At 58.7% G+C, this 16,856-nt stretch carries 13 protein-coding genes; 7 read left to right on the top strand and 6 right to left on the bottom strand.

Annotated elements, in window-relative coordinates; genetic code table 11:
• Nucleotides 1-885 (bottom strand): biotin--[acetyl-CoA-carboxylase] ligase, encoded by an 885-nt coding sequence (locus ACFSYH_RS10385; RefSeq protein ID WP_377466894.1) that lies wholly within the window; start codon nucleotides 883-885, stop codon nucleotides 1-3.
• A gap of 325 nt (nucleotides 886-1,210) precedes the next feature.
• Here ACFSYH_RS10385 and ACFSYH_RS10380 point away from each other — a divergent pair, with 325 nt between their 5' ends.
• A complete protein-coding gene (locus ACFSYH_RS10380) occupies nucleotides 1,211-2,788 on the top strand; it encodes an acyl-CoA carboxylase subunit beta (protein WP_377466893.1) in 1,578 nt (525 codons plus the stop codon).
• Between the two features lie 48 nt (nucleotides 2,789-2,836).
• Nucleotides 2,837-3,094 (top strand): acyl-CoA carboxylase epsilon subunit, encoded by a 258-nt coding sequence (locus tag ACFSYH_RS10375; protein WP_377466892.1) that lies wholly within the window; start codon nucleotides 2,837-2,839, stop codon nucleotides 3,092-3,094.
• A 143-nt stretch (nucleotides 3,095-3,237) separates the two neighbouring features.
• On the opposite strand, the gene ACFSYH_RS10370 is transcribed toward ACFSYH_RS10375, so the two are convergent.
• Nucleotides 3,238-5,268, bottom strand: coding sequence for an ABC transporter ATP-binding protein (locus tag ACFSYH_RS10370; protein ID WP_377466891.1), 2,031 nt, complete (start codon nucleotides 5,266-5,268; stop codon nucleotides 3,238-3,240).
• A complete protein-coding gene (locus tag ACFSYH_RS10365; RefSeq protein WP_377466890.1) occupies nucleotides 5,268-7,001 on the bottom strand; it encodes an ABC transporter ATP-binding protein in 1,734 nt (577 codons plus the stop codon). The genes ACFSYH_RS10370 and ACFSYH_RS10365 overlap by 1 nt, the downstream gene beginning before the upstream one ends.
• Before the next feature lie 346 nt (nucleotides 7,002-7,347).
• Here ACFSYH_RS10365 and ACFSYH_RS10360 point away from each other — a divergent pair, with 346 nt between their 5' ends.
• On the top strand, nucleotides 7,348-8,340 hold the full coding sequence (locus ACFSYH_RS10360) for an NAD-dependent epimerase/dehydratase family protein (protein WP_377466889.1): 993 nt from the start codon (nucleotides 7,348-7,350) through the stop codon (nucleotides 8,338-8,340).
• Nucleotides 8,341-8,371: 31 nt separating this feature from the next.
• On the opposite strand, the gene ACFSYH_RS10355 is transcribed toward ACFSYH_RS10360, so the two are convergent.
• Nucleotides 8,372-9,058, bottom strand: a complete 687-nt coding sequence (locus tag ACFSYH_RS10355) for a vitamin K epoxide reductase family protein (RefSeq protein WP_377466888.1) — start codon at nucleotides 9,056-9,058, stop codon at nucleotides 8,372-8,374.
• Between the two features lie 310 nt (nucleotides 9,059-9,368).
• On the opposite strand from ACFSYH_RS10355, the gene ACFSYH_RS10350 reads away from it, so the two are divergent.
• Entirely contained in the window at nucleotides 9,369-11,069 is a 1,701-nt protein-coding gene (locus ACFSYH_RS10350) for a DUF885 domain-containing protein (protein ID WP_377466887.1), read from the top strand.
• A gap of 94 nt (nucleotides 11,070-11,163) precedes the next feature.
• Here the strand turns inward: ACFSYH_RS10350 and ACFSYH_RS10345 are convergent, their stop codons facing one another.
• Nucleotides 11,164-11,661, bottom strand: coding sequence for a hypothetical protein (locus tag ACFSYH_RS10345; protein WP_377466886.1), 498 nt, complete (start codon nucleotides 11,659-11,661; stop codon nucleotides 11,164-11,166).
• A gap of 183 nt (nucleotides 11,662-11,844) precedes the next feature.
• Here ACFSYH_RS10345 and ACFSYH_RS10340 point away from each other — a divergent pair, with 183 nt between their 5' ends.
• Entirely contained in the window at nucleotides 11,845-12,492 is a 648-nt protein-coding gene (locus ACFSYH_RS10340; RefSeq protein ID WP_377466885.1) for a Maf family protein, read from the top strand.
• 168 nt (nucleotides 12,493-12,660) lie between these two features.
• Complete coding sequence (locus ACFSYH_RS10335; protein WP_377466884.1) at nucleotides 12,661-14,445, top strand: acetyl/propionyl/methylcrotonyl-CoA carboxylase subunit alpha; 1,785 nt, start codon at nucleotides 12,661-12,663, stop codon at nucleotides 14,443-14,445.
• Between the two features lie 87 nt (nucleotides 14,446-14,532).
• Here ACFSYH_RS10335 and ACFSYH_RS10330 read toward each other — a convergent pair whose 3' ends face one another.
• Nucleotides 14,533-15,177, bottom strand: coding sequence for a MarR family winged helix-turn-helix transcriptional regulator (locus ACFSYH_RS10330; RefSeq protein ID WP_377466883.1), 645 nt, complete (start codon nucleotides 15,175-15,177; stop codon nucleotides 14,533-14,535).
• Nucleotides 15,178-15,536: 359 nt separating this feature from the next.
• Between ACFSYH_RS10330 and ACFSYH_RS10325 the strand changes: the two genes are divergently transcribed.
• Nucleotides 15,537-16,829 (top strand): cytidylyltransferase domain-containing protein, encoded by a 1,293-nt coding sequence (locus tag ACFSYH_RS10325; protein ID WP_377466882.1) that lies wholly within the window; start codon nucleotides 15,537-15,539, stop codon nucleotides 16,827-16,829.
• Nucleotides 16,830-16,856 lie beyond the last annotated feature (27 nt).

Here is a 16,856-nt window from a genome sequence, read left to right as displayed (position 1 = left end):
TTATCTTAAACGAAGGTGATTCACGTCACCGACCATTACGGTATACGAGTTTCCGTTTTCCGCCCACAGCGTGAGGGAACCGTCGTCTCCGAGTGCCTGAGCAGTTCCCGTAATCTGAGCGCCATCTGCGAGATCGACCCGAACGAGCGCTCCCAGCGTCGCGCTGAGATTCTCGGACTCGTTGCGTACGCCACTGCGGTTCGTGTCGCCGTTCGATTCTTCCCAGCGGGTGACTCTTTCGATGATGCGATGCACGAGAGCCGCAAGCAGTCGGTTCGGTTCCGGCACCTCGCAACCGAGTGTGACAAGGGAGGCTGCGCTCGGGACCGGAAGTTCGGTGGACTTTTGGGTGATGTTGAGTCCCACCCCGATCACCACGGACTGCGCACCGACGCGTTCCACGAGAATCCCCCCGAGTTTGCGCAGATCCAGCCAGCCCTCAAGGTCCGGTTCACCGGAACGCACGACTATGTCGTTGGGCCATTTCACCAGCGCCTCGATACCGATCTCGTCCCGCACCACCTGGGCAATGGCGTTGCCGACAATGAGTGGCAGCCAACTCAACTTCTCACCTGGCACATCGGGTTCGAGGTGCAGTGAGAACGTGAGTGCCGTTCCGGTAGGGGTGTCCCAGGAACGTCCGGTGCGACCCCGTCCGCCAGTCTGGTTAACGGTAGCGAGCAGGGCGGGCGCGGCCCACTGATCAGGCTCGTCTGACTCGAAGAAAAAGTTGTTGGCCTGCAGTTTCGTGACTTCACGTACGAGTGTCGTGTTAGTTGAGTCAATCTCCTGCGCAACGCTCATCCCATTCAGGTGTACGCCCGCCTGCGCGAGGGCAGTGAACAGTTGCGCGGTATCAAGACACAGTTCATGAGGTTCTGGCATTACCCCATTGTCCCCGATACCTGTATCGCTGCATCTTCTCTAGTGGTGCAAACACCGTGATCCTGGAGGCGTAGACACACCGATCTCGTCATGCAGCTTTCAGTCGATGGGGTCAAAATGTTCCAACTGCACTGAATTAAGCAGTGCAGTTGGAACATTTTGACCCCATCGGTTTTCAGGGTAAAGAGCGCTTAACGACGATAAATACAGTTGCGCTCTCCCCTCGCGTTCGATTCATGGTTGTAGATATCCCACAATCCGTAGCGCGAATCCGCTCGCATGGCGCTACTGACTTTTAGCAAATCCACAACTAGCCTTTGAAACTGTGACTGATCTATCGACGACCGCTGGAAAAATCGAAAACCTCGCGGAGCGCAATACACAGCTTTCCGCGCATGAAGACCTCGCGCAGGAGAAGCAACATCCGCGCAAGAAGAAGACTGCCCGCGAGCGAATCGATGCGCTGCTTGATGAGGGCTCATTCGTGGAACTCGACGCCTTTGCCAAGCACCGTTCCACCAACTTCGGTTTGGATAAGAAGCGCATCGCAGGCGACGGCGTGGTCGTAGGCTACGGAACCATCGATGGCCGCCAAGTGTGCGTATACTCCCAGGATTTCACCACGTTCGGTGGATCACTCGGCGAAGTACACGGTCAGAAGATCACCAAGGTCATGGACCTCGCACTACGCACAGGTGTGCCCATCATCGGTATCTCCGACGGTGGTGGTGCACGCATCCAAGAGGGTGTTGCTGGCCTCACCCAGTTTGCCGAGATCTTCCGCCGTAACGTTGCGGCATCCGGTGTGATCCCACAGATCTCCCTCATTCTCGGCCCAAGCGCAGGTGGCGCGGTCTACTCCCCCGCCCTGACCGACTTCATCGTCATGGCTGATGGAACCTCCAACATGTTCATCACCGGCCCAGACGTTATCCGTGCAGTCACCGGAGAAGACGTCGGCTTTGAAGAACTCGGCGGCGCCCAAACCCACAACGAACGCTCCGGCGTCGCACATTTCATGGGCGCTGACGAGGACGACGCAATCGACTACGTGCGTTCGCTCCTGTCGTACCTCCCCCAAAACAATCTGTCCGATCCACCGGCATTCCCACTGCCGGCAGACGTTGAGGTCACGGATTTCGACCGCGAACTCGACACCCTGGTTCCCGACTCCGACTCACAGCCCTATGACATGCACAAGGTCATCGAGCACATCGTGGACGAGGGCATCTTCCTTGAAGTCCAGCCGCTGTATGCACAAAACGTCATTACCGGCTTCGCGCACGTCGAGGGACAAAGCGTGGGAATCGTCGCCAATCAGCCAATGTCCATGGCTGGAACACTCGATATCAACGCAGCCGAAAAGGCTGCACGATTCGTACGAACCTGCGATGCCTTCAACATCCCGGTCCTCACACTCGTGGACGTACCTGGCTTCCTACCCGGAACAGACCAGGAGTGGAACGGCATCATCCGCCGCGGCGCAAAGTTGATCTTTGCGTATGCGGAGGCCACTGTTCCACTGGTCACGCTCATCACGCGCAAGGCATACGGCGGTGCATACATCGTGATGGGTTCCAAACAACTCGGGGCGGACATCAACCTTGCCTGGCCAACCGCACAGATCGCGGTCATGGGCGCAGGTGGTGCCGTCAACATTCTGCAACGCGGCGCGCTCAAGGCCGTCGCCGAGGCTGGCGGCGACGTTGATGCTGAGCGTGCACGATTGACCCAGGAATACGAGGAGGCAATCGTTAACCCATGGGATGCAGCCGAACGCGGCTACGTTGACTCTGTCATCGCGCCACACGAGACCCGTCGGCAGATCGTCCAGGCGTTGCGTGCCCTTAAAACCAAGCGCGCATCGCTGCCCCAGAAGAAGCACGGAAACATTCCGCTCTAGTGGCTGCCGCCCTGCTGAGCAATCGCCGAGGAACGTTCGAGGAGCATCATGAGTGAAGCCAACCAGGCAGATATTCTCGCTGCAGCACTTGCTGCCGCCTCACGAGTGACGGTCATTTCTGGTGCGCCCGATGAGGAAGAGGTCGCGGCTCTCGTCGCTGGGCTCGCCGCGATCGCTGGTGGTGAAGACCCACACGAGGACAACATCGTGGGACGGTCTCAGTGGGAGAACCGCCACCGCACCCTGTCCGGACCCACTGAACTGCCCAAAGGCAGTGACCAGTGGCGTTGGTCGCTGCGGGCTTAATCCGACCAGGCCGGCTAGCCACTGCTCGACAAGCTAGGCGCCACACTCAAATTCGTCCACAGGAGCCCGACGCCACACAGCCTCCGTATGTATGGAAAAGTCCTCACTCCCGGTTAAGGGAGTGAGGACTTTTCTTGTACCGATCAGGTGTCTACGCGACCTACTGACTCCTCTTGGTGCTCCTCGCCCATTGGACCGGAGAACTGCGAGTTATACAGGCGGGCATATGAGCCATCCAATGCCAGGAGTTCTTCATGGTTACCCTGCTCGACAATGCGCCCTTCCTCCATCACAAGGATCGTGTCAGCATCACGAATCGTGGAGAGACGGTGCGCGATGACAAAACTCGTGCGGTCTTCGCGCAGGGCCGCCATCGCCTTTTGGACCAGCAGTTCAGTGCGTGTGTCCACAGACGAGGTCGCCTCATCGAGAATCAACAGGGACGGGTTGGCAACGAACGCACGGGCGATCGTGATCAACTGCTTCTCACCGGCGGAGACGTTGGTTCCCTCCTCATCGATCACGGTGTCGTAGCCGTCTGGCAGGGCACGCACGAAGCGATCCACGAAGGTTGCCCGAGCCGCTTCGATAACCTCGTCATCTGTTGCGTCAAGACGTCCGTAGCGGATGTTCTCCATGATGGTTCCACCGAAGAGCCATGCATCCTGCAAGACCATGCCTACCTTGGAGCGGAGCGCTGCGCGGCTGAGTTGGGTGATGTCCACGCCATCGAGTTCGATGGAGCCCCCGTTCAACTCGTAGAAACGCATCACAAGGTTCACAAGCGTGGTCTTACCAGCGCCCGTTGGACCGACAATTGCAACCGTGTGACCTGGGTGAGCCTCAAACGAGAGGTCTTCGATCAGAGATGTATCAGGGTCGTAGGAGAACGTGACGTTCTTGAACTCAACGCGACCCTCAGTACGATCTGGCAGGTTTGCGGTAGCAGTATCTGGAACTTGCTCCTCTGCGTCCAACAGTTCAAAGGTGCGTTCAGCCGAGGCCACACCGGACTGGAGCATGTTGGCCAGACCGGCAATCTGTCCAAGCGGCTGCGTGAACTCACGCGAGTACTGGATGAACGCGGTTGCATCACCGAGGCTCATGGAACCCGATGCCACGCGTAGACCACCGACAACGGCGATACCCACATACGACAGATAGGACACGAAGTTCATGACCGGGTAGATCGTTCCAGACACGTATTGTGCCCCGAACGAGGCGTCGTAGAGGTCGCCGTTGCGCTCATTGAAGCGCTCGACCATATCCTTTTCACGGCCAAATACCTTCATGAGTTCGTGGCCGGAGAATGATTCCTCGATCTGACCGTTCAGTGCGCCGGTGGTCTTCCACTGGCGGGTGAACAGGCCCTGTGCCTTGGTACCGATGACACCAGCGACAACGCCCGAGAGCGGAAGCGCGATGAGCGCGATGAGCGCTAGCTGCCACGAGACAACGAACATCATGACCACGATTCCAAGAACCGTGAGCACGCTCTGGATCAACTGCGAGATTGCCTGTTGCAGCGCGTTTTGGATGTTGTCCACGTCGTTGGTGACGCGTGAGAGAACATCTCCACGTTGGCGAGAGTCGAAGTATCCGATGGGCAAGCGGTTGAGTTTGTCTTCAACGTCTTTACGCAGGTTGTAGACAACCCGCATAACGAGTCGGTTCAAGATCCACCCCGAGAACCAGTTCAGGAACGATGCAACCAGGTACATGCCCAGAACAATCAGCAGCAGCTCTGCGAGCCGCTCGAAATTGATTCCTGTCCCCGGGATGATGTCTATCTTCGCAAGGAACTCAGCCTGATTGATCTCTCCGGCTGCACGCAGTCCTTCGATCATCTGGTTGACATCGGTACCCTCAGGGATGTTCTTCGAGGCGACTCCCTGAACAATCACGTCAACCGCACGGCCCAGGATGCGCGGAGCGATAACTGAAAGGACCACACCTGCGACAACGGTTACAAACACGATCGACATACCGAGCTTGTAAGGCGAGAGCAGCCCCACAAGACGCTTAGCCGATGGCCAAAAGTGCTTTGCCTTCCGTGGCGGTGCGCCTTCGCCCCACACATCGATCTGACCCGCATCCGCGAACTCGTCGATCTCGATGTTGTCGACGTCCACAGTGTCAACGGCGGTTCTCTTCGCCTCTTTCTTGCGAGCCATCAGGCTACCTCCTCCGCACTCAACTGCGACGAAACGATTTCTTGGTAAGTGGGCGAGGATTCAAGTAGTTCTTGGTGGGTGCCACGAGCGACGATCTCTCCGTGTTCGAGCACCAGAATCTGATCGGCACCTGTGATGGTGGAGACTCGTTGCGCAACGATGATGACAGTTGCCTCCTTGGTGGGTTCCACGAGAGCCGCACGCAGGCGAGCGTCGGTGGAAACGTCAAGGGCTGAGAACGAGTCATCGAACAGGTAGATGTCTGGATTCGCGGCAATCGCACGGGCGATACATAGGCGCTGACGCTGCCCACCGGATACGTTTGTTCCTCCTTGGGAGATCGAGGACTCCAGCGCACCCTCACGGGCCTCCACAAATCCCTTGGCTTGAGCGATGGTCAGGGCGTCCCACAGATCTTCCTCGGTTGCGTCCTGTGCGCCAAAGCGCAGGTTCGATGCGATCGTGCCCGAGAACAGGTACGGACGCTGTGGAACCGACGCCACTGATCGAGAGAGTTGTTCACGGGTCAGTTGGGTGACCGGCACCCCACCGATGAGCACCTCTCCCTCGGTGGTATCGTACAGACGCGGCACAAGGTTCAGCAGAGTGGTTTTTCCTGCACCTGTAGCCCCGATGATCGCGGTTGTCTGCCCCGGACGCGCAGTGAAGTTCAGGTTTTGCAGTATTGGTTCCTCGGCTCCTTCGTAGCCGAAACTTACCCCACGGAACTCAACGGTTCCGTTGGCCGGGGTAGCTGAACCCGCGTCCGTGGCGTCTTTCATGGACGGTTCAGTGTTGAGCACCTCGCCGATACGGTCCGCACAGACCATAGCGCGTGGAATCATCATCGCCATGAAGGTACCCATCATGACTGCCATGAGGATTTGCAGCAGATACTGCATGAACGCGGTCAGGGCTCCAACTTCAACCAAGCCGGAGTCGACGCGGTGACCACCAAACCAGAGAACGGCCGCTGTTGCCAGGTGCAGGATCATTCCGATAAGCGGGAACATCAGTACGAAGAGGTTACCTACCCGCAGACCCACGAGAGTGAGCTTCGAGTTTGCGTCTTCAAACCGCTGAGTCTCGTGTGGTTCGCGGGTAAATGCGCGGATCACTCGGAGGCCGGTGATCTGTTCGCGCAGGACTCCATTGATGCTGTCAATGCGTTCCTGCATCTGCCGGAACAGCGGCATCAGGAACACGATGAGAACACCGACTACAACGAGCAGCAGTGGCACCGAGGCCCACACGAGCCACGAGAGGCCAGGGTCTTCCTTGAGCGCCATGATGATACCGCCAACGCACATGATCGGAGCTGACACCATGAAGTTCAGGGCGAGCAGCACGAGCATCTGCACCTGTTGGACGTCGTTCGTGCCACGGGTGATCAGGGTTGCCGCACCGAATCGATTGACGTCTTGCGCAGAGAACGAGGTGACCGAGGTGAAGACCTCGCGGCGTAGATCACGTCCAATCGCCATTGAGGTCTTCGCACCGAAGTAGACTGCGGCAACTGCAGTGACAACCTGTACAAAAGCAACGCCAAGCATGATGCCACCGGTGCGCCAGATGTAGTCGACATCGCCATTCATAACGCCGACATCGATGATCCTTGCATTCAGGCTGGGTAGATAGAGCGTTGCGATCGTCGTGAGAAGTTGTAGTAAAAGCACCGCAAGAATCCAAGCCCAGTAGGGCTTGGAGTGCTTCAGGACCAGATGAACAAGCATCGAAGAAACATCCTTTAAAAGTTCTGGCTCGGCAGCGGAACACAGTCCAAGCAACAACCAACAGTAAGCCTGCCCTCTGACATTCCAGTGAACAGACCGAAAAACTGGCCGCTTTCACCCCGTACACGGCGAAAACGCAGTGGCGTGGACCCTCAGCGTCGGCACAGATGATTAACAGCACTAATGTATGCGCACATGCTCGTGCGCGCCACGCATTTTCTCCCACAGCGCATGCGAGACGACTTCTGCCGCAGAAATTCGTGGGATTGCAAGAACTTTCACATGTTTAGAATTCATGTATCGCCGCGAACAGATAACGACCTCCGTAGCATGTCAGACTGGTCTCATGGAGATCCTCGTATTGGGTGGAACCGCTTTCCTAGGTCAAGCAGTCGCATCTGAAGCACTAACTCGCGGACACAGTGTTACCTGCGCAGCAAGAGGAAATGGGCGCGTCCCAGACGGAGCAATCTTGGTGTGCTGCGACAGAGACCAAGACGCTGCCCTCGAATCTTTCTCTTCCAGAAACTGGGACGCGATTATTGATGTGACGTGTCACCCGATCCACGTCCGACGTGCAGTCCTAGATCTGAATGCCAAACACTGGGTGTTCGTCTCGACAAGCAGCGTGTATGCACTGACCAATGTCTTGGAACAGAACGAGTCCGCACAGTTGCGCTCTCCACTGGATGGCGATTTCATGGCGGAACCAGCCCAATATCCCGCAGCGAAAGCCGCCTGTGAGGATATCTATCGAGGAAACACGGACTCACTTACCATTGTGCGTTCAGGATTGATCGGCGGCTACGGTGATTCTTCTGGACGCACGGGATACTACACATGGCGGTTCGCGCACCCCACCAGTGATGATGTGCTCGTACCGGATCCGAACTTCCCCGTGGCATTGATCGACGTTGCAGACCTTTCATCATGGCTCATCGACTGCGCAGAGCAAAAACACATCGGAACCTTCAATGCCACAGGATCGACCACCAGCCTTGCTGAGGTACTGGAGTTGTCGCGTCAGATCACGAGAAGCACCGCGGTGGCGCGAGTCGTCGAGCCAGAGATTCTCTCCGCCTTCGGAGTAAGTTCATGGGCTGGCCCTATGTCTCTGCCACTCTGGATTGATGACCCCGAATGGCGATACACCGCCACGTTGGATACGAGTGCGGCGCAAGCGCACGGATTGAGAATCCGTCCGCTTGAGGAGACCCTGCGAGCAGCACTTGACTACGAGAATCATCGGCCCACTCCGCGTCTGGCGGGTTTGAGTGATGACGATGAGCGCGCGTTGCGTCAGTACATCGCTGAGAACCAGTACCGCTCAGAAGCCTGACACCCAGCGTAATCTGCGCACAGCCCCACGCTCAGGAGATGAGCTGCGGGCCGTACTTGATCACGAGCATGCCGATGATCAGGACGATCCAGCCGATGAACGCGTACAGGTCGTAGTGGTTGCGCACGAACTTACGGGCGCGTTCGCGGGCTTTTCCGGTACGCCAGATGTTGTCTTCGCGGATGTTGTAGTGCAGCAGCGTCAGGAAGATCAGCGGAGTTGCGAGCGTGATAACAAGGCACCACGGGCACATCGCGCCGATGACAAACATCGACTGGTAGAACAGCCACACCGCAAACGCTGTGGCAAACAGGTAGATGACCTGTTCCACGAGCGCAAGCCAACGGGGGAGCTTCACACCGGAGATTCCGATGAGCGCCATGGTGATGACCATCGGCTCGAACATGAGGCCGAGGAACACATTGGGGAAGCCAAAGGCTTCTGCCTGCCAGGACAAGGCGACCGTACCGCAGCTGAGGACGGCGTTGATGTTGCAACTCAGAGCGGTGTTCGGATCGGCTGCGAGCGCCAGCGCGTCGACAGCAAGCACGAATGCGGCAAAAAGCGAGACCAGCGCACCGGCGAGCATTGCGCCGAAGATGCGGGCGTTTGAGTGGCGTGGGGCATCGAGCGCGAGCTCAAGTTCTTTGAGTTCTTCGTCGGTCAGGTCGTCGAGTTCGTCGTGTTCGGCGGTGACGGTCTCTGGCTTTGTTTCCACGGTTTCCCCTTGTTGTGCGGCCGTTTTGGCGGCTAGTGACCCCAGATATAAGCATGCGTGTAGTTGCCGCCGTTTTTCAGGGACCATTGTCCCGCAGGGTCCCATTCCCCTGCCGTTTGTGCTGGTTATGTGGATTGACGACGCTGCCCACCCCATCCCTTCCGCGGGTTGTTGGATTACATTCCATTGGCGACGAGCATGACTGTTGGGCGTATTCGTCGCCACCCAGCCCGGCTGGGGTCGGCGGGACAACACAACGACCCATCAGAAGTTAACTGTTACGTGGCATTTCGGGCGTAGGCTTTTACCCATGACAGAAACACGCCAGAAGTCTGCGGTCGACGCGATCGCGGATGAGTATTTGACCAAGTCCTGTGCCCTTGACCCATTTGGTGCGACGGCGATGGGTATCCCCGGCTACGACCACCTGGTCACCGACCTCTCCCCGCACGGCATTGAGGCTGACCGTGAACTCACGGCGCAGACTCTTGCAGCCCTCGATGCGGCTACTCCGGCTGATGACGTAGACAGGGTGACGATTGCTGCGATGCGCGAGCGTCTTGGTCTGCGCCTTGAGCTCATCGATTCAGGCTGGGTGTATGCGGATCTGAACAACCTCGCTTCCCCGTTGCAGGGGCTGCGCGATATCTTCGACGTCGCGTCGACCGCTACGGCTGAGGACTGGAAGAACATCGCTTCTCGCCTCAACCTGCTGCCCACGTCGGTGGCTGGATATATTGAGTCGTTGCGTCATGGTGCTGCGCTCGGTAAGGTGCCAGCCCGGCTGCAGGTGACCTTGGGTATTGAGGAGGCCCGCCAGAACGCGAGTGACGAGTCCTTCTTCTACTCGTTCGTGCGTGGCGAGGACGCAGTCAAGGCCCTTGAGTCCGCACCGGACGCCGAGGAGGTCAAAGCTCAGTTGGAGAAGGGCGCTGCGGCGATTGCCGCTGCCTATGGCGAACTCGCTGACTTCCTCGAGTCTGAACTGCTCGCCAAAGCCCCTGAAAAGGATGCGGCTGGCCGCGAGCGCTACGAACTCGCGTCCCGGAACTTCCTTGGCGCCAAGATCGATCTTGACGAAACCTATGAGTGGGGATTGGCCGAGCTTGCCCGCATCATCGCGGAGCAGGAGCAGATTGCGGAGCAACTGTACGGTCCGGGCACAAGCGTTGATGACGCTGTCGCGAACCTCGACAAGGACGACCGCTACATTCTGCGTTCTAAGGATGAGTTGAAGGCGTGGATGCAGGAGACCTCGGATCAGGCGATTCGTGAGTTGAACGGGGTTCACTTCGACATCCCGGAGCCGGTGGAGACTCTTGAGTGCATGATCGCGCCCACGGAAACGGGCGGCATCTACTACACGCCGCCATCGGATGACTTCTCTCGTGCTGGTCGCATGTGGTGGTCGGTTCCACCATCGGTGACAACGTTCAACACGTGGCGTGAGAAGACCACCGTCTATCACGAGGGCGTTCCGGGCCACCACCTGCAGTGCGCTCAAGCGGTGTACCTGCGCGACACCCTGAACTCGTGGCGCCGTCTGGCCTGCTGGGTTTCTGGCCACGGTGAGGGTTGGGCTCTGTATGCGGAGCGGCTCATGGAGGATCTCGGCTACCTTGAGGACCCAGCAGACAAGTTGGGTATGCTCGATGGCCAGCGCCTGCGCGCCGCCCGCGTCGTACTCGACATCGGTGTACACCTTGAAAAGCCATGCCCCGAAGAGTGGGGCGGCGGTATCTGGGACGCAGAAAAGGCGTGGAAGTTCCTACGCGCGAACGTGAACATGCCTGAGGCTTTCGTTCGGTTCGAACTCAACCGCTACCTCGGTTGGCCAGGCCAGGCTCCGTCGTACAAGGTTGGTCAGCGTTTGTGGGAGCAGATCCGCGACACCGCCGCTCAGTCCGCTGCGGCCCGCGGTGAGGAGTTCTCGCTCAAGGACTTCCACGCTCGCGCTCTCGCGCTCGGTTCGGTTGGCCTCGACGTACTCCAGGAAGCATTGGCCAACTAGCCCTGTTGGACGGCCGTGCCGCCTGTAAACTGTGCCGATTGCCGACGAGGTGGTGACGTTCTATCTGAATGTCACCACCTCGTCGGCAATAGTTCTATAGATCCCAGTCCCGTGGACGCGCTCCTAAAAAGATGCGTTCCTTGGGAACCCAGCCACGGTAGGTCGGCCGAGCCCATCCGGGACCGCCGACCAGATTCTCGATATCGAGATAGTTGTCCACCCGGACTTTGTCCCATGCGTGAATCACGTCTCCGTTGCTCATCGCGAGTGCGACATGGCCCCAGTTTCGTTCCTTGCCCTCGATCACGCCGTCGCAGTCGTAAAAGACGAAGGAACCGATCTCTGGAACTCCATCCCGCATGTGCTCGCTGTAGATGTCGCCAGATTCGGCGGCGAAGTCTCCAGCGAATATCTCCACGCTGTTTGCTCGCTCATATGCGTCCTCGACAAACGCGAGACAAAGGGTCGTGTAGTCCGTTGCTCCTAATCTCTGCGTCGCCCACGAGATAGCGTTGTCGATGTACGTCGGGTAATCGTGCTGCATTGTGTACTCCTCACGCCCGGTGTTCGGCCAGTCGCTCCCCTTATTCATTGCACTTCCCTGTGCTGGTACCGCGGGGTTCAGGTCCGAGGTCGCCGCTTCGCGACCCGCTCTTAGATAGTCCCGCCATCGGGTTGGCCATCGATGACAACAGTGAACTGTTCCAGAAAGCCATAGATGGCGTCCACCTATTTATGTTGTCTGCCTCGAATGGCGGTGGGTTAGGGTTGTGGCGTGCTTTTCGTTCTCGCCTCCCAGTCTCCCGCCCGTCTCGCAACTCTGCGCAGCGCAGGCGTTGAACCGCTCGTCATCGTCAGTCACGTTGACGAGGACGCTATCCTCGACCGGGCGCGTGCCGCAAGCAGTACGTTAGATCCAGCACCGACCGTGTTGGAGTTGGCTCGCGCAAAGTGCGAGGCGGTGATTGCCGCGCTTGACGACGATCCTGCTGCTTTGCAGGATCGGCCCGCCGTGGTGGTGGGCTGCGATTCGATGCTCGAGATCGATGGGGATATCGTGGGCAAACCACACACTGCACAGGTCGCCATCGAACGCTGGCAGGTAATGCGCGGACGGTCAGCAATCCTGCACACTGGCCACTGGATGGTGCGGGTAGACGGTAGCGGTCAGGCTGTCGGCGCTGCCGGTGACACGAGTTCCACGGTGGTGCACTTCGCCGATGTGAGCGATGCCGAGATTGCAGCATATGTGGCCACAGGCGAACCGCTCCAGGTTGCCGGTGCCTTCACGATTGATGGGCTGGGTGGACCGTTCATCGAACGGATCGAAGGCGATCATCACGGGGTTGTTGGTTTGAGTCTGCCGCTTGCCCGCCGTCTGGCCAGACGGTTGGGTATCACCTGGAATGAGTTGTGGGCCTAGGCATTTTGTGGACATTCACGATTCGCGGAACTGATTTACCCATCCGCTCACGGGTGCCATAGAGGAATCCTACAAACTGAACCGGGCCAACTTGCGTTGCGGTCCAAACATTTCGCGCCGTTTGTTACATGGCGGGTTTTCTTCCTCCCAAGGGTTTACGGTAATGCGGTGACTGCTATCAAAAAGGTGTTGATCGCCAACCGCGGCGAAATCGCAATCCGCATCATTCGCGCATGCGCTGACTACAACGTTGACTCCGTCGCTGTATACGCGGACCCGGACCGCGACGCCCAGCACGTCAAGCTCGCAACCGAGGCATACTCGCTCGGCGGAACGCGTGCTCAAGAGACCTACCTCGACATTGAGAAACTGATCGATGTCGCACGTCGGTCCGGCGCGAACGCCGTACACCCCGGATACGGGTTCCTCGCGGAGAATGCCGGATTCGCTCAGGCTGTCATTGATGCTGGCCTGATCTGGATTGGTCCCTCCCCCGACGCAATCGAAAGCCTTGGTGACAAGGTCTCAGCACGTCACATCGCACAGCGTGCAGGTGCACCTCTCGTGCCAGGCACCAAGGACCCCGTTGAGTCCGCTGATGAAGTTCACACTTTCGCCCGTGAATTCGGGCTCCCGGTAGCAATCAAGGCTGCCTTTGGTGGCGGTGGCCGCGGACTGAAAGTGGCCCGCACCGAGGACGAAATCACCGAACTCTACGAGTCAGCGGTCCGTGAGGCTGTCGCAGCCTTTGGTCGCGGCGAGTGCTTCGTGGAGCGCTACCTGGACCGACCACGCCACGTGGAAACGCAGTGCCTTGCAGACGCACACGGAAACGTCGCGGTTGTCTCGACCCGCGATTGCTCTTTGCAGCGTCGTCACCAAAAACTTGTCGAGGAAGCGCCAGCTCCATTCCTGAGCGATGAACAGAATGCACGCCTTGTTGAATCATCCAAGGCCATCCTGCGCGAGGCAGGCTATCAGGGTGCGGGAACCTGCGAGTTCCTCGTGGGAACCGATGGAACCATCTCGTTCCTTGAGGTCAACACCCGTCTTCAGGTTGAGCACCCTGTCACCGAGGAGATCACTGGCGTTGACCTCGTGCTCGAACAGTTCTCCATTGCAGAGGGTAAGCCCCTCTCGTTCTCAGACCCCACACCGCGCGGGCACTCGATTGAGTTCCGTATCAACGGTGAGGACCCAGCCATGAACTTCCTGCCGCAGCCTGGAAAGATCACGGCGTTGGTCTTCCCCAGCGGTCCTGGCGTACGTATCGATTCCGGTGTTGTCGAGGGCGATGTCATTTCCGGCAACTTCGACTCGATGATCGCCAAGGTCATCGTGACCGGCAATGACCGCAAGCAGGCACTTGCACGCGCCCGCCGCGCGCTGAGGGAAATGAACGTCGAGGGTATCCCAACTGTTCTTCCCTTCCACCGTGCGGTACTCGACGCACCCGCATTCGCTCCTGAGTCTGCTGACGCGCCCTTCTCGGTGTACACGAGTTGGATCGAGTCAGAGTTCCTTGACGATCTCAAGGCCTTGGCTCCCGCTCCTGCCGTGCCAACTGAGACCGAGGAGGAACCCGCAACCGAGCGCGTTGTCGTTGAGGTTGGCGGAAAACGCCTTGAGGTTGTGCTGCCTGCCGGTCTCAACATCGGTGGTGGACGTGGACGCCCCAGCGCAAATGGCGCACGTCGTCCGGCCCGACGCTCAGGTGTCAAGGTAGCGAGTGTCCCTTCAGGCGACTCCTTGACGTCACCTATGCAGGGCACCATTGTGAAGGTTGCCATTGAGGACGGTGCAACGGTTGCCGAGGGCGACCTGATCGTGGTTCTTGAGGCGATGAAGATGGAGCAGCCTCTTCTCGCACACAAGGCTGGCGTTGTGAAGTCTCTCTCCGCCGCAGTGGGGTCATCGGTCAGTTCCGGAACCGTCATCTGCGAGATCAGCTAACAGTTATACGCCAGAAGGGCTGGTACGTGGCATCTGACCATGTACCAGCCCTTTGTCGTTGCGAAGGCGCAGTGAGCACCGTTGCGTTCATGGCCGGAAATGACGGCCTCGTCCGCCGCGGCCTCCTGGCCCGCCATGACGACGCCCAAAGCCAGGTCCGAACCCTCGGAACTCTGGGCCTGGTTCTTCACCGTCGATCACCATGCGCTTGAACGCCTGCATTCGAGGATCCGGCCCCTCAGGCAGGGTGTCTTCGATGCCCGCGATGGCCTTGTCGAGCAGGCTGGCCAATTGCTGCTTCTCCTGATCGCTGAGTACCGCAAACGGATCAGTCTCCGGCACGACTGTGTCGTTCTCGACTGCGTTACGCCCTGCTTCGGTCAACTCGACGACGCTCGTGCGACGATCCTGAGGATCAGGGTTGCGCTCAACGAGCCCCAGTTCCTCAAGCTTTGCGATGTGCTCGGCAAGAGATTGGGAGCGGATGCCGAGAAGGTAAGCGAGTTCCTTCTGCGAGATTGGCGAGTGGAGCGAGAGGAGCCGCAATACCCGGCCACGGCCGTGCGAGCCTCCAGCGCCACGATGCCCTTGACGGCGTCCCGCATCTGAGCGGCGCATGAGCATCCGCAGATATGCGAGACGCCCCGAGAGACGAAATTCGTCCTGCGGGCCAAAGACCGAGTCTGTGTTTTCTTGAGCATCTTGGCTCATGTCGTATGGTCCAACCATCATGACCTCCTAAAGTCACTGTAGATGAGTAGGTGCCTACATATTATGCACAGGCGCCTGCACATGTCAACAGGCACCTACCCATTTCTTTTGCAGCTTGCGATCGAACTCAGCCCACTCCGGGCTGAGTTCGGAAAAGAGTGCGGGGCTTGGCAGAGAACGCCGCACCACGGGCCACCCAACGCGCGGGGTCAGAGTGCTGAGCGTGGCAAAGAGTGCCGCATTCGATGAAGCGACCAGAGCCGGGAGATTGTTCAATCTCGCGGAGTTCACGTACTAGACACCAAAAGACCAATACCTGCTCGCTTTGCGGTCACGAGTCTTCAATTTTCCGTCCACCTCGGGTGCCTACGGTTCGTAATGTGACAACGGAAAAGGCCAAATTCGCCAGCGCTCTCGTAGTTATCCCAGCACGAGGCGGCTCGAAGGGCATACCCCTCAAGAATCTCCAGGTCGTTGGAGAACACACGCTCATTGCACGGGCGATCAACGCATCGCTCGCATGTCCCTTGACCGCGCAGGTCCTGGTATCAACCGATTCGGACCTGATCGCCAACGAAGCACTCCAGCACGGGGCACTCGTGGCGAAACGACCTGAGAGCATCTCAGGTGACACGGCGTCATCCGAGTCCGCACTGCTCGATGCTCTCGCGCAGTACGAGGCATCGGGTCAGACGTTGCCCGACATCGTGGTGTTCGTGCAATGCACCTCGCCATTCATCAATCCACGCTCACTCACCAACGCGATCAACGCCATTGCCCTGGACCGAGCGGACGTCGTGTTTTCCGCGGTTGAGGATCACTCCTTCAGGTGGACCACGGACAGCGCTGGTCAAGCTCACGCGGTGGGGCATGATGCAACGCATCGTCCTCGTCGCCAGGACCTGCCGCCAAGCTTCCGGGAAACAGGGGCGTTCTATGCGATGCGCACCTCCGGGTTCCTGGAACACCACAACCGGTTCTTTGGCCGGATTGGGCTTGAACAGGTTGAACTCCACGAGTCGTACGAAATCGACACGCCCGAGGACCTAGACCTGTGCCGCGCAATCGCTCACCAGGACATCATCCCTGCCTCCCCATCAGCTCCAGTCAATATTGATGAAGTTCGCCGTCGCGGACTCGACGTCGACGCTCTCATCACCGACTTCGACGGCGTCCACACAAACGACACCGCGATTATCGCTGCAGACGGCACTGAACAGGTTCAGGTTTCCCGCAGCGATGGAATGGGCATTGCGCAACTGCGGAACCAAGGTATCCCCCTGCTGATCCTGTCCACCGAAACCAACCCGATCGTCTCGGCCCGCGCCAAGAAACTCGGTATCGACGTGCTTCAGGGCATCAACAACAAGGCCGAGGCACTCTCCACGTGGCTCGCCGCCAATCGGCTCGATCCACAGCGTGTCGCCTACGTCGGAAACGACATCAACGACCTGCCAGCCATGGCTCTCGTTGGTTGGCCCACAGCTGTGGCAGATGCCAGAGAAGAAGCAAGAGCACATGCGCGCCTCGTCCTGTCCCGCAATGGCGGCCAAGGAGCAGTCCGCGAAATCTGCGACCTGATCCTCACCGCCCGCGGCTCACGGCCAACGTCTGCAACCAAGAACTTTACCCGTGGCGAGGCGCACCCGCGCTACACCCAGGCTCACGCCTAACGCGACCGATCCGGGCACGCAGCCTGC

This window comes from Populibacterium corticicola (assembly GCF_042683685.1).
In the GTDB taxonomy this organism is placed as follows: Bacteria; Actinomycetota; Actinomycetes; order Actinomycetales; family Cellulomonadaceae; genus Timonella; species Timonella corticicola.
The sequence above is the reverse complement of the archived record's forward strand: the minus strand, read 5'-3'. Positions and strand labels throughout refer to the sequence as shown.

Coding starts and splice junctions, on each gene's coding strand:
- ACFSYH_RS10385 (WP_377466894.1), bottom strand. CDS start 885: ATGCCAGAACCTCATGAACTGTGTCTTGATACCGCGCAACTGTTCACT.
- ACFSYH_RS10375 (WP_377466892.1), top strand. CDS start 2,837: ATGAGTGAAGCCAACCAGGCAGATATTCTCGCTGCAGCACTTGCTGCC.
- ACFSYH_RS10370 (WP_377466891.1), bottom strand. CDS start 5,268: ATGGCTCGCAAGAAAGAGGCGAAGAGAACCGCCGTTGACACTGTGGAC.
- ACFSYH_RS10365 (WP_377466890.1), bottom strand. CDS start 7,001: ATGCTTGTTCATCTGGTCCTGAAGCACTCCAAGCCCTACTGGGCTTGG.
- ACFSYH_RS10360 (WP_377466889.1), top strand. CDS start 7,348: ATGGAGATCCTCGTATTGGGTGGAACCGCTTTCCTAGGTCAAGCAGTC.
- ACFSYH_RS10350 (WP_377466887.1), top strand. CDS start 9,369: ATGACAGAAACACGCCAGAAGTCTGCGGTCGACGCGATCGCGGATGAG.
- ACFSYH_RS10345 (WP_377466886.1), bottom strand. CDS start 11,661: ATGAATAAGGGGAGCGACTGGCCGAACACCGGGCGTGAGGAGTACACA.
- ACFSYH_RS10330 (WP_377466883.1), bottom strand. CDS start 15,177: ATGATGGTTGGACCATACGACATGAGCCAAGATGCTCAAGAAAACACA.